The sequence below is a fragment of the Gracilibacillus xinjiangensis genome (assembly GCF_042651765.1).
Taxonomy (GTDB): domain Bacteria; phylum Bacillota; class Bacilli; order Bacillales; family Amphibacillaceae; genus Gracilibacillus; species Gracilibacillus xinjiangensis.
Genome location: NZ_JBHSDT010000004.1, coordinates 1,117,831 through 1,130,642, shown reverse-complemented (window position 1 = coordinate 1,130,642; position 12,812 = coordinate 1,117,831). Strand labels below are relative to the sequence as shown.

Genomic DNA, 12,812 nt, shown 5'->3' with positions numbered 1-12,812 from the left:
AACTCCCCTTATGGTTTATGACTAGAAAAACCTACACTTGGTATGGCTCTCCGGTTATCTGTGCATATTCGTCCTTAGTAATCTTTTCGCAGACCACTGCATCAGCCACCATGTCTTTTGTCCAGAATTTCGGATAAAAACCTTTAATCATTTTAAACCAATCCATCTAAATAACCCCTTTCTGCATCAATTGATAAAATAGGTCCGACTGGTTGCCCGTTAATTCATCTATTTCTAAATCCTTCATCATCAATTCATAAGCTAGTTGAGCATTTTGAGCGTCTAATCTAGCTATGATTTCTCTATCCGTTTCTCCTGCAAATTTCTTTTCTAGAGGTCCAAGCGATCCATCTGGTAACCGCGGTTTACTCATCAATGCCATTAATCAAGCACCCCCGTAATCATTGTGATTGCTTCACTCGTTGTATCATCAGGTCTTGTTAAAGTCAGCTTAATGACAATATTCTCTTTCGGATCAACTGATTCAAATTCAAATTCATCTTCAACAATACCTGTATTTATTGGTGCAGTATTGGATAAAACCATAGGCTGATAACTTTCAGCTTCACCGGAACTAGTCATAGATATCTCTGCTTCAATCATTAAATTCTCTTCCCGTTGAATCCAAAGAAGAACCCCTTTGGCACTTCCAGTTGGAGGTTCGATTTTATATCTTGCTACTGATTTAAGCAATGGTGCTGCATTTTGAGCCTTATTTAATATTACTGTCTTCGATACTTTAAAATTATACGTATCTACTGCCTCAACAGCGATGGTATTCTCGCCTTCTACTAAATCAGCTATATTCAGATCAAATGACCAAGCACCTGGTAAATCATTGTATATCTCAATGGCATTACTTTCATTCAATCGATAACTTACTTTAACTGTGTTACCATCATCCGGATCACTCGCTTCTCCGGAAACGGTGATAGTGTCCGAATTGATTTTATCTGTTTGTTGAGTAAAAGGATTAAATGTTAAAAGTGGTGCACGGTTAGGAACAACATAGAAAGTGCGAGTCTGTTCAATTGATTTACCACCTTGATCATCTTCTACAAATACAACCAGTGTGTATGATGTATTTGCTTGTAAGCTTTCTGCTATTAAAGTGTTACCGTCATATAGGCTTCCTTCACGGAAAGTAAGTTCCTTATTAAATACTAAAGGTGTTACTCCATCTGATATTTTTGCATCAATTGCTCGGTTGGACGTATGACCTTCAATTCGATATCTTACAGTGAATACATTACCATTATCAGCATCATTTGCTTCACCATTAATTCTAAAGGTGTCATTCTCATATATTGTTTGGCCATCTTCCGTGTTTAGTGTTAGCGTTGGATCTGCATTGTGTGAAATAGTGTAAACTGGTGATGTGCGGTAACTTGAAAAACCACCTCTCCCATCATATGCTCTTACGCGAAATTGAATTGAAGTATAATTTTTACCGGATGTAATAACTTGTTGGCTCGATCTATTTGCACCGTTATACACATTAACAAAACCACCACCGTGTAGAGAACGATCCAAATAGTAAGTTATACTATCCCCTTGTGCATTACTACTAGAACTCCATACTATTGTGTAATTATCTCCACCTCTTAAAACGGTTCCACTTGCCGGACTTGTGAATGGTCCCGGTGTTGAAGGTGCGGTGTTTTGAATTTGCCTTTCTAAAATAAGGAAGAAACTATCATATACCGATGCTTGGTTTCCACTACTACCGAAGTTTGTTGTATAGCTTTGATTTAATGTATATCCAGTTGAACTTGGTTTCGGGTGCAAGTTCCCGGATGTGGCAATAAATTTTTCATCTTGAATTGGTGATCCGGAATAATTGTCACGCCTCACATATAATATTCTTATTCTGTAATCATACCCCGATTGAAAATCGCTATATGTTACAAAAGCACCATTCATAAGTTTACTGCTTGAATACCCATCACCCGAATAAGAAAAGCTCGCTCTTATACTTTCAGTTGTTGAATAATAATACAATCTAATATTTCTGCTTGTAGCACCACTATATCTGTTTTCTTCATAAAATCCATCCGGTCCTACTACATCATAAACGCTGTACTCTGTTCTTTTAACTTCCGACCATGCCATTATTCAATCACCTCACTAATCGTATACGTTCCCCAGGTACCAAAGGTCATCAGCCCATTACCAACTTTCACATTACTACGCTCGATTCTGGCACCCTTTTTATAAGAGTTAACTAATGGTTGTACACTTAATGTATCTCCATCTACACTAGATACAATGACATCTTCAATGTTTTCATTATCATATATAGTTACTTGAGTGTTATCTTCAAATGCTAGACCATCATCTACGTCTATCTGAGTAGCTCCTGCAGTTATGGAATTAAGAAGGATAGCAGTGTTTGTTTGTCGGATTGCTCGACTAAAGGAACCTTCCAATAAATCATAAAATGCACCACTATTTCCAGGTACACGTCCATCTATTTCTAATAAAGCTTGGATCCTTCTAATCTGATTATCTTGTTCATCATTTTTCTCATGAGCATCATAGATACCTTTTTCAAAGTGGTTTGCTCTTGCAGCAGTATATCTTGTTCCTTCTTGGAGAACTTCTCCGTTGGTTGGATCTACAATATCGTCAACCCATTCTGTCATTTCATAAGGCATGTTTATCCCCCCTCAATCTCTGTTTGAATCAGTAAAGTTATTTTAAACACAAATATTAGACCATCTGGCCCTTTTTCGATATGCATTTCCTGCAAATTGAGAGGTCGCCCCAACGTATCTACTAATCTAACATCTGTAATCGTACCTTCTTCGTTATCCACATAAACAAATGTCTTCAATACATTATCTTCTATACTGTTTCGGTAAATTTCATGATCAATTTGGACATCATCTATAGTAACTATCGCATGATCAATTAACCCAATAATATGATTTGCCACTTCTTGAAGAACTAGTGGTTGAATTGCCATTACTTCGCCTCCCCTGCTCTAAATCGGCCACATATAGGATAACTAACTTTAAAATTATAAGGTTGATCTTCTAAAAGTATGGTTGATAAAATAGCCTTCCCATCTCTGGTCGCTGTTTTGAATCGATTAGTGATAGGATAAGGCACTCCAAAAGAATACTGATCTTCTTGTATAACGATGGATTCCTTTGTTACAATATCGACGCTTTCTAATTTAGATCTCTTGTTCTTCGTTGCATCTATCATTTTTCTTAATCTTGATAAATCATCATTAAGAATGGTATGGTGATTCAATTCCACCTTAAAAAAATAAGGGTTTCCACCATACTGAAACCACTCTAAAACTCTAGCATCCGTAAAAATAACAGAAGCCACTTCTTCTACAGCTGCAGGAGTTCCCTTTTTCATGTGCCATAATACAGATGATTTTACTAATTCTCTTTTTTGTTTTAATGGTAAATCCATTTCATAAAAATCAACATGCATTTGCCAAGCCAAATGATCTATAAATTCTTCTGGTAACTTATCTATCTTTGGTAATATGACTACAAAATCTACATACTGAGTAGTCTCGAAAAAAGTACTATCAATTGCTTTACTTGCAGCATTGATATCAGAATCATAGCGTAAATTTTCTGGCAAGATATCTAGGACAGAGGTGTTGTCTATCAACCTATTCATCTTCTAAACCTCCATAGGTGATATTTTCACTTGAAGCAATCGCCACTTCATTTGATCCAATCGAGGCGAATACCGGGCTTACTACCTCTACCCGCTTAGCTTCAGCTTTTATTACTTCTGAAATTAAATGAGATGGGTTAATATCTCTTCCAATTTTCAAACGTTGCCAAACAATATAATCTTTAATGGCTTTTTCAACGTGCTCAATAACTTGGCTTTCTACTCCAGAATCACTAGTCTTTATATAATAAGTTATATTTAAATCATAATTAATAACTTCCGGAGCAGTCACAGATACTTTGTCGGTAAGAGGCCTAATGTTTTTATCATTCAGGTGTGTTCCTAATCCTACCAAGAAGCTTTCGTTTGGAATTTCCCCATTTTGTAATAGTACAGATACATTTACCTCTCCAGGTGATTCTGAAGATATTTGTAAATCACTAATCAATGCACTATGCTGTTTAGCAAAATATTTATATGCTCCTTCTGGGCCAGCTACAGAAAAACCTTCTGGAGCAAGTTGAATACGGTCTCGATAACTGTCTGCGTCTTCTTCATCTGAACCACCGTGACTTGTATCAATATTTTCAACACTTGAGCCCCATGGAAGAGGATCTACTAAAATATTTATTTGTCCTGGTGTAAACCCATTTCCAATAGTTCCGAATTGTGCGCATGTAACGCTGAAAGTAACTTCTTGGTTACCTGCAGGAATAACTACATCATCATCTACGGTAAAGTAAATATCATTTCCTGGTGAAACTCGAGTTCCTGCAGGGACCACCTCGTTTGTAGGTATTATCTTACTTAGAATTAATTTCATATTTGTTGTAGCTGGCTTTGCTTTTAAAATCCCCGTATTGCTAAATGCTCCTAAATGTTCTAAGTAATCTTTTCTAGCATATTTTAATAAGTTTTGCTTTGCTGCATCATCAATTAATACACGCAATTGAAATTCGCGTAATGCTTGGGAATATAGCCAAATACGAATAGGGTCTCCTGGGTAAAGCTTTTTTTTGATCCCCGTAGATTCAAAGTAGGCTTTTTCATAACTTGATATCGTCTCATTTAAAATCTGGTTAACATCCGTATTCACAAAATTAATTTCTGGTAAATCTTTAAGCGTTAAGGTCAATTTCAATCACCACCTTGGGAATCAACTTTCCGCTAGTTGGTTCCGAATCAAATATTACTTCTTGCACAAATGCTCTTGGCTCATATTGCCTAGTTTTTTGACGATATTCAACCATTAGGCGACCTTGTGCGATTGGTAGTGGATCATCTATAAAACTAATGTCTATTCCGAAATTGCGATCAAATGCAACTGTCCCTTTTGGAGTAGTATAAAGTACTTTCAAGTTTGATAGACTTCATCCATCCCATGTGCATTCAATTCAATACCGATTATTTCAACAGATTCATAATCTATCACGCTCTCCACGTCCTCTCTACATATTCCTCAAGTTCTATATCCACTTTGCCAGAAATAAGCTCTCCTCTATTCAATACAACATCCCAAGCCTGAGAAACGGATACTATGCGCCACTTATCAACCCCAAGATAGGCATCTCCAATAACTAATGGAGAAACTTCACCTACACGTTCTTTTATAAGCCAACGATTCATTTCATATCGTGGTTTCACACCAAAAGAGCCGTTGAGATTGACAGTAAATGAAATAGTATCCAGCCCTGGGCCCAAAAATTCTGATGATGGTTTTGCTCCAATGGTTTCTTGTGTGGACCACCGGGATGAAGAATTTCTGGTAAATCCACTGAAATTTAATATTCTTCTATCGCTCGTTTCAAAAACAATATCTCCAAAGAAACCAATCATATTTTACACCTGCCCAGTAATGGTTCCAGTTGCAACTATGTTTCCTTCTACAATAAGATCATTTTTGATTTTTACGGGTTTGTCAGCGTTTATTAGTAGTTCTCTAGTTTTATGGTTGTACTCAATATAGGTACCTTCATCAAATTGTTTTCGGAAAATTTCCTTATCTGCTACAGGTGGCAGTGATATGTCAGAATAATAAGTAAAGAGGCAGAAACCTTGTTCTAGACCGTTTGCTAAGAAAACACACAGGGCTTGTTCTCCTACTCTTGGCATATTATATTCAAAATTTGGTAGAGGAAGATTACTAGCAATTTGATTATCTTTATCTACAAATAAGACATCTACAGTTCCATTATCTTCATCCACACTATTGATCTGGCCAACTCTGATTACATTTCGAACAATCTTCAATACATCCATCAGTATCCCTCCAATACTTTCCGCAATTCCACGCTAGTTGTAAAACCCCCGCCTATGGAATGTGTTGCTTTTTCTACGTAATACTTGCCATCAAATACTCCAAATCCTTCAAGGTTCACACAAACGCTGCCAAGCAATTCGATATTACCAATCACTGATAGTGAGGCTGTGGTTTCTCTTTTGTTAAGGTTTCGTGCTGTCTTCTGAGCTAATCTTCTAGCTTGATCACCACTTTCAACCTTTTTATTCACCTGGTATATCTTACTCTCTTCATTGATTTCATTAATTGTATAAAGATATTCGATCGTTTTTCCTTTCATTGGATCATAATATTTCACATTGACTCCGTCATAATTAGTATTAGACAACGAAGTATTAAAGGAGTAATCTAGAACTACACTGCCCCACTCTTTATAGGTAGTGACAGATGACTTCTTCTCAAATTCAAGTTCATCAAATATAACTATCTTTGAGTCTGTCACTTTCATAGCTAAACCTTCTTCTTTACACAGTTCTGATAGGAAGGATGCATCTGGTGTCTCTGATTGCTCTTTTACCTGATACCTTGGATTATTGTTACCAATATACTGAAGTGTTAGGCCAGCTCTGTTTGCAATGTCATTTGCAATCTCCTTTAATGCGATATTTCTCCAACTTTTGCTTCGATTTACATCTTTAAAATTTCCATTTAGAGGAGAAGAAATGGCATCTAATTGGAGTTTGCTTGGCCTACCGTTATAAGATGGTTCGTCAATATAAAAACGACCACAGGACAACGATTGTTTATCATTTTCTCGTCTCCAATTGGTCGTTTTAATTATTGGTAAAATCATGTCACCTTTTTCAGGAAACCAATCAATTAGCCATACATGTTTTTCGTCTTTCAAAGTCAGACTAATACTATCGCTTTCCCCGCTCGCATTATCCACATACTCAAAGCTAATTAAATCTTTATCAACCGCCTCGGTAATATCTACCCCTTGATAGGAAACATCTATGGATGCTCTTTTACCTAGCATCTAGCTATCACCTCTCTTCCATGGTGGAAGATTTATAGAAGGTGCTACTTCGATATCTGGTATCTTCAATATTGTACCTGCGCCAAAGATGAGAACACTAGCATATGCAACATTTGCTTTTATAACGTGAATTGCTAGCTTCTCATCATCAAAAAATTGCTTAGCAATACTATCAAAAGTATCACCGGACACTGTTTCATATTCCAATCTGTCCGCCTCCTAAAGAGATACCCTTCTCTTTTTGTATAAATATTCTTCTATCCATTTTTCGAATTTTTTTCGATCCTCATTTAATGCCCTTTGAACATCCTCTTTATCGGCATTACCTTGTACAATAACTTGTGGATTATACTGTAATGTTAAATTATTATTACTATCAGTGCTCCCTGGAGAATCTAATAACGCTTGTAGCTTAGACAAAGGTAACACCGCTTCTTGTTCCGCTCCCTCGCCAATCATAGCAAGTGTAGGACCTGTTGTAATACCTCCACTAGCAAGATATGGGATGTTAGGGATACTTAAACCGAAGGTACTCCCTCCTACATTTGGTACCCAATCAGGAATATCAACCGATATACCATTTAACTTATCAATTGCACTATTCGCTAGTCCGATTATGCTATTGATCCCCCCAGTAAAAACACCTGTCACACCACTCCATATCCCAGTGAACCAGTCTCCAAGTCCACTAAATAAACCCGTTATTGCATTATAAGCTGCCGTGAAATTGTCACTTATCCATGTACCTGCAGTTGTAGCTGTATTTTGCACACTCGTAAATATTCCTGTAAACCACTCACCTATTCCAGTGAACAAACCAATTACCCAGTTGTAGGCAGAAGTGAAAGCATTACTTATGGCTGTTCCTACTGTGGATACGGCTGCCTTAATTGCTTCCCATGCTATTAGAAGATATGTCTTTACAGTATCCCAATTTTTCCATACTGCAATACCTATGGCTATTACGGCCATAAAGGCTGCGATGATCCAAAATGCAGGGTTTGCAAGCATGGCTCCATTGAGACCTAGCATGGCAAGACGGCCCGCAATTGTGGCTGCTTTAAATCCTTTTAAAAAGCCTGTGACTACTTGAACGACAGACAATGCGATCATAGATCCCTTGACTATTACAAGGGCTGTTCCTAATCCAATTAAAAGGGGCTTAATAGTGGACCAATTTTTGGATATAAATTGATAGAATTCTTTTGCTTTTTCTACGATGGTTTGAATCGCATCTCTCGCCATTGGGATTCCAGTATTACCTATCCAATCTATTATAGGTTGGGCCTTTTCCAATCCGCTCGCTAACAAATCACCTGCTTTTTCGGCGATATCTCCAGCCATAGATAATGCATTGGATATTTTATTTTGAATCGCTGGCATGTTTTCGATTACCCAATCTAACATCTTTTGAAATTTAGGAATTAATTTTGCTATGATCTGTTGTCCGGCAGTAGTCATAGATCGTTTCATCTGGTCCCAAGTATCCTGAAATTTAACACCCGCATTAAGGCTATCTTCACCTATTACAATTCCTAATTCTTCTGCCTTCTTTTTTGCATCCTCTATTGATAGAGCCCCTTCTTGCAAAGATGGGAGTAATTCTCTACCTAATTTCGTGCCAAACAAGTCAGATGCGAGAGCTGCTTGCTTATTACCATTAGTCATTTCAGATAAAGATTGAATGCTTTGTGCCATTACTTCTTCTGTGGATACCGTACCATTTTTTACGTCATCCATATTAACCCCTAGATCTGTAAGAGCATCTGCATATTTTTTGTTACCATCTGCAGCCATACCTACCCGCTGATTTAAACGACCAATTGCTTTTTCCATATTTTCATGAGATAGCCCGTTTTGCGATGCCCAAAAGTCCATTTCTTGATAAAAATCTGAGGAAACCCCTACTCTTTGAGCTCCTTTGGAAATAGCATCAAAACTAGCAGTAACCTTCTTCGTCATGGCAAATGCCGCGCTTCCTATTCCCACAAACGCAGCTCCCATACCAGCCGCGACTTTCGCGCCTGTTTTCACTGCTTTCCCTACACTTCCTGCAAAATTACCTATTCGTTTTTGTGCGTCAGAAAATGTTTTTTTCATAGAGGGATCCATTTTTGCACCGAGTTCAAAAGCTATTTCGAAATTACTTTTCTTTGCCACTCCTCAATGCCCCCTTTACTTCTTCCGCAATTTCAGAAAGTTCAAATATATCTAAAGACTCGAAATGATCCATACCTGTATAAGTAGATAAAGAAAGACGGACGCAAGCTTTTCTAAGCTCTCGTCCGCCTATTTCTTTTATGATCTTTTGACCTTCATGTCTTAGAAGGCCTATGCGTTTAAAAAACCCATTACCGTGTTTTTTAACTTTAATCCCTCTCCTGCAGGTAGGCCTTCAAAAAATTCAACTGGCTTTCCTGTTGCTTTAGAAGCTACGATACAGGAATATCCAGTTGTCATTTCGTTCATTAGCGCCATTTGACCAGAAGTATTAAATTGTTTGTCCGCTTCAATCAAGTCTTTTGTGGAGAGGTTCTCCAAACCAGATAAATCAATTTTGCTAAATTCTTCTCCTTCAAATGTGTAAGGATTTTTAAATTCAACTACATAATCTCTCATTTATATTTTCCTCCCTAAATCATATTTCTTATATCTGCTAATAAATCTTCCCCATCGACAACGAATACAAAGTTTAACTTGTCATATTCCAACATGGTGTTATTGTTTTCTTCAACCTTGATGTATAAAACTTCTAGTGTGTTTGTGCTTTCAGTCATTGCCCCAACACCTAAAGTTCCTAAATTTAGACCTTTTGGTTGATATTTTAAGGTGATCTTCAAAGGTCTACGTTCTGACTTTCCTGCTGCCACATCATAGCTTTGTTGTGCAGCACGTAATACTAGTGATCGTCCACTATTTTTCATTAGTGAGAAAGAATTATCCATTAATACACGGAAAGGAATCTCAATTGTTTGAGAACCAAAGTGACCTGGTAAAGCCGATTCAAATTCCCCGGCAATACCAGCGCCACTAACCGTTTCAGTCATTGCTTCAAAATTGGGTAAGGTAACCTCTGCGGAAACACCAACAAGTTTGTCGGTTTCGTCATAGATGTTGTAGTTAACGACTCTTTCTGGAATTGGATTTGTCATTATTGGCCACCTCCTAATAATGCATTTTCAAGTATAGTAGGATCAAATTCGAGCACGTTAACAATGTTTTCAGCTGGGGGGAATGCAGCAATTTTTTGTATGAATTGAATGCGACCATTTAAAATATTTGTAATTGGATTATCCTCTTGCCTAAATTCAATGCGAGCACCTGCAATTTGCCCTCTCGCCTGAAATCCATTTCCTCTAATATTCTCGCTATCTACCACACTTTCGATCAGTCGATAATTCGATGGCTCGTCTACCTTTTGGAAGTATGTGAGAATAAAAGTATTACCCCACCAATCAAATACTCTTCGGATGGCAATAAATCTATCTTTGGGATCGGTTGTAGAAGGATATGCAGCTGTATTATTCCCCCATAATCTCCAACCGTTGATGTTTATCGCAGTAACAATTCCATTTCCATTCAAGAAATTGGCTTGTGTTTGGTCAAGAAAAACCTCTGTTCCATCAGCCAACACTGTACCATTAATAGGTAATGGTTTATTAGATGGGGATACATAGGGAACACTATCATTTCGTGCATCTGTATAAGAGGTAAGGCCAGCTATAACTGTACTCATCCAATACATATTTTCTCCTATTTTCACTTTAGGCCAACCGACAATAGAACGATTGCTCGTATATGCATTATTATTTTTCCAAGATGGTGCTTCTTGATAGGAAGTTACCGTTGCACTATCAATATCTAACACATTCATGCAATTAAAGCTTCCGTTTATCAATTCGCTTTTCGCATCAATAACTGTTGCTACATCAATTTTGTGGCTATACCCAGGCGCTAGAATTAACCCTGGAACAATACCTAATCGAGGGTAAACTTGTCCAATTAATTCCATACCTGAATATTCCTCTATTGCTAGGTCATAGCCTCCTATAATATCAGCTTCATCCACCAACGAAGGATCCAATACATCAAATTCTAATTGCAACTCGTTTGTAGTTGCCATCGCTCCATCTTCTAGGACAGAAACAACAGGAAACCCTCCATCATTAAAAGCTACTGTGTAATCAGTATTTTTTGTGTATGATGTGACTCCGTCTTGGCTTTTAACAGCGAGAGTGTCCAATAAAACCCCTTTTGTTTCTATCGTTAACTCTCCATTATCAATAGCTTGTGTTTCCGTTCCTGCAGCAGTATGTTTTTTTGGATCTAAAACATTAATAAAAATAACCGGCGCTACTCCGACTCTTTTAAAATTCCAATCCATAACTTCGCATAAATTATAACTTTTCCAGTCCTCGCTATAACCCAAATTATCCACGGCTTCTTTCCATGAATAAGCTATAATTGGTTTATTAACAGCTTCGCTAGGATTGGCTGTTAAGTGTATCGGTGATTTACCAACGACTACCTGAACCCCTGAATTAGCAGTTAACGGAGGAATAATAGAGGTTGGATTTTCTTGAATATAAACACCATGTTGATATGCCACTATTTAGCCTCCTTTTGATATTGCAAAATGTTATTAAAAAGTTGGTTTTCCTTCTTGCCTGCAATATTTAATTTTGTTCTTGTTTCTGCTAATTTACTTGTTTCTACAAATAACTTTTCAATAGAGGGACAAGCTTCCATATGTTTATTAACATGTTTAGGGATCCCTCCTCTGAAAATGGAAAACTGTTGAAGTTCACCAGGGAAACTCGGACCACAATAAATTAACGTTTCGCTTTTCTTTCTTTTTTTCATATCATATCCTCCACATCTTCTCTGATATGTTTAGGTGTAGACCAATTCGTTTGGACGCCTGCAAAAAAATAAGGTTCAGAATCTTCATCGTGATAAGCCCATGTGATAGGCATCTCCAATTCATATCTTTCCTCTACCAATGAATTACGTTTTACGTTTTCGATAATTCGGTTAGCCACTGTAATTGCATCACGATATCCTTGGAAGGTATTCTCACGATCCACAACACCCACGATAAATTGAATAGAAGTATTACCAGATTCGTTATTATCTGCTTGTTCCCCATCTGATAACCTAACAATAATACATGGGTACGGATCTGTATTATTCTTATTATTTTTGTCTTTAGCTGGTAGATGCTGTGTGAAAATATTAATAGGTACCTCTTCATTCTTTACGTTTTTTAGAAGCAAGTCTTTAAATTCTTTTCCCATTCTTTCTTTTAGAGCTTCTTGCAATTCAAGAGGAATCATTCACTATCCACTACCTTTTTTTAAAATACGGCCAATTTCATGTTCCAACCTTTTTTGAAATGTTTCTTGGCCTTTTTCTTCAATAACTTGAACAACATTTTCATTACCTAACATTTGTGGAACAGATGGGCCAAACAATCGTTCCACAGGTAGCCTGCTTTTGCCTGATCTTTTGAAAACCTTGGATCCGTTAATGTCAGTAACGAATGCTCCCATTACTTTTGTTAAGCTACTTTTCTTAACCCCTATTTTTATGGGAGATTTTCTATTAGGGTTAATTGTTTTGGGAGACACTTTAAATTTGTCTAACCCCACTGGCGAACCTTTTGAAGTTACAGAAGCACGCAAATCACTCTTATTTGCACGGGTTTTCTGTAAGGTTTCAGATACATCTTTTGCTTTGATGTTGTATTCTTTTCGAACTTCTTTTTTTACATTCGAATTAACGGTAGTTACCGCTCTGTTCAACGCTCTAGAAATGGCGCTTGGGGCTTGCTTATGAAAGCCGCCAAGCTTCTTTTCTACTTCAGTAATCATTCTTTGATTTACA

Annotated in this window: 19 protein-coding genes; all 19 read right to left on the bottom strand. The window is 37.3% G+C overall.

The window, feature by feature from the left end:
* Positions 1-31 precede the first annotated feature (31 nt).
* The 19 genes from ACFOY7_RS09610 to ACFOY7_RS09520 all read right to left on the bottom strand — a co-directional run bounded on the left by ACFOY7_RS09610 (position 32) and on the right by ACFOY7_RS09520 (position 12,799).
* On the bottom strand, positions 32-166 hold the full coding sequence (locus ACFOY7_RS09610) for an XkdX family protein (protein WP_390251769.1): 135 nt from the start codon (positions 164-166) through the stop codon (positions 32-34).
* A complete protein-coding gene (locus ACFOY7_RS09605) occupies positions 167-382 on the bottom strand; it encodes a hypothetical protein (RefSeq protein WP_390251767.1) in 216 nt (71 codons plus the stop codon).
* The gene (locus ACFOY7_RS09600; protein WP_390251765.1) at positions 382-2,112 is read right to left on the bottom strand and encodes an Ig-like domain-containing protein; all 1,731 of its coding nucleotides are present in this window, start codon (positions 2,110-2,112) and stop codon (positions 382-384) included. Before ACFOY7_RS09600 ends, ACFOY7_RS09605 begins: the two co-directional genes overlap by 1 nt.
* The gene (locus tag ACFOY7_RS09595; protein ID WP_390251763.1) at positions 2,112-2,657 is read right to left on the bottom strand and encodes a hypothetical protein; all 546 of its coding nucleotides are present in this window, start codon (positions 2,655-2,657) and stop codon (positions 2,112-2,114) included. The genes ACFOY7_RS09600 and ACFOY7_RS09595 overlap by 1 nt, the downstream gene beginning before the upstream one ends.
* Before the next feature lie 2 nt (positions 2,658-2,659).
* Positions 2,660-2,968, bottom strand: a complete 309-nt coding sequence (locus ACFOY7_RS09590; protein WP_390251761.1) for a hypothetical protein — start codon at positions 2,966-2,968, stop codon at positions 2,660-2,662.
* Positions 2,968-3,648 (bottom strand): phage tail protein I, encoded by a 681-nt coding sequence (locus tag ACFOY7_RS09585; protein WP_390251759.1) that lies wholly within the window; start codon positions 3,646-3,648, stop codon positions 2,968-2,970. The genes ACFOY7_RS09590 and ACFOY7_RS09585 overlap by 1 nt, the downstream gene beginning before the upstream one ends.
* Positions 3,641-4,789, bottom strand: coding sequence for a baseplate assembly protein (locus ACFOY7_RS09580; protein ID WP_390251757.1), 1,149 nt, complete (start codon positions 4,787-4,789; stop codon positions 3,641-3,643). The genes ACFOY7_RS09585 and ACFOY7_RS09580 overlap by 8 nt, the downstream gene beginning before the upstream one ends.
* On the bottom strand, positions 4,767-5,006 hold the full coding sequence (locus tag ACFOY7_RS09575) for a GPW/gp25 family protein (RefSeq protein ID WP_390251755.1): 240 nt from the start codon (positions 5,004-5,006) through the stop codon (positions 4,767-4,769). The genes ACFOY7_RS09580 and ACFOY7_RS09575 overlap by 23 nt, the downstream gene beginning before the upstream one ends.
* 70 nt (positions 5,007-5,076) lie before the next feature.
* Entirely contained in the window at positions 5,077-5,484 is a 408-nt protein-coding gene (locus ACFOY7_RS09570; protein WP_390251753.1) for a phage tail protein, read from the bottom strand.
* Positions 5,485-5,487: 3 nt separating this feature from the next.
* A complete protein-coding gene (locus ACFOY7_RS09565; protein WP_390251751.1) occupies positions 5,488-5,907 on the bottom strand; it encodes a phage baseplate assembly protein V in 420 nt (139 codons plus the stop codon).
* Positions 5,907-6,926: a phage late control D family protein gene (locus ACFOY7_RS09560; RefSeq protein ID WP_390251749.1), complete on the bottom strand. Its 1,020-nt coding sequence runs from the start codon at positions 6,924-6,926 to the stop codon at positions 5,907-5,909. The genes ACFOY7_RS09565 and ACFOY7_RS09560 overlap by 1 nt, the downstream gene beginning before the upstream one ends.
* The gene (locus ACFOY7_RS09555; RefSeq protein WP_390251747.1) at positions 6,927-7,133 is read right to left on the bottom strand and encodes a tail protein X; all 207 of its coding nucleotides are present in this window, start codon (positions 7,131-7,133) and stop codon (positions 6,927-6,929) included.
* A 12-nt stretch (positions 7,134-7,145) separates the two neighbouring features.
* Complete coding sequence (locus ACFOY7_RS09550) at positions 7,146-9,086, bottom strand: phage tail tape measure protein (protein WP_390251745.1); 1,941 nt, start codon at positions 9,084-9,086, stop codon at positions 7,146-7,148.
* A 171-nt stretch (positions 9,087-9,257) separates the two neighbouring features.
* Entirely contained in the window at positions 9,258-9,545 is a 288-nt protein-coding gene (locus ACFOY7_RS09545) for a phage tail assembly protein (RefSeq protein ID WP_390251743.1), read from the bottom strand.
* Between the two features lie 14 nt (positions 9,546-9,559).
* Positions 9,560-10,078, bottom strand: a complete 519-nt coding sequence (locus ACFOY7_RS09540) for a phage major tail tube protein (protein WP_390251741.1) — start codon at positions 10,076-10,078, stop codon at positions 9,560-9,562.
* On the bottom strand, positions 10,078-11,535 hold the full coding sequence (locus ACFOY7_RS09535; RefSeq protein ID WP_390251739.1) for a phage tail sheath family protein: 1,458 nt from the start codon (positions 11,533-11,535) through the stop codon (positions 10,078-10,080). Before ACFOY7_RS09535 ends, ACFOY7_RS09540 begins: the two co-directional genes overlap by 1 nt.
* Complete coding sequence (locus tag ACFOY7_RS09530) at positions 11,535-11,789, bottom strand: hypothetical protein (RefSeq protein ID WP_390251737.1); 255 nt, start codon at positions 11,787-11,789, stop codon at positions 11,535-11,537. The genes ACFOY7_RS09535 and ACFOY7_RS09530 overlap by 1 nt, the downstream gene beginning before the upstream one ends.
* On the bottom strand, positions 11,786-12,262 hold the full coding sequence (locus ACFOY7_RS09525; RefSeq protein ID WP_390251735.1) for a hypothetical protein: 477 nt from the start codon (positions 12,260-12,262) through the stop codon (positions 11,786-11,788). Before ACFOY7_RS09525 ends, ACFOY7_RS09530 begins: the two co-directional genes overlap by 4 nt.
* A gap of 3 nt (positions 12,263-12,265) precedes the next feature.
* Positions 12,266-12,799 carry a phage tail protein gene (locus ACFOY7_RS09520; protein WP_390251733.1) on the bottom strand — a complete coding sequence of 178 codons (534 nt, stop codon included), beginning with the start codon at positions 12,797-12,799 and terminating at the stop codon, positions 12,266-12,268.
* Positions 12,800-12,812 lie beyond the last annotated feature (13 nt).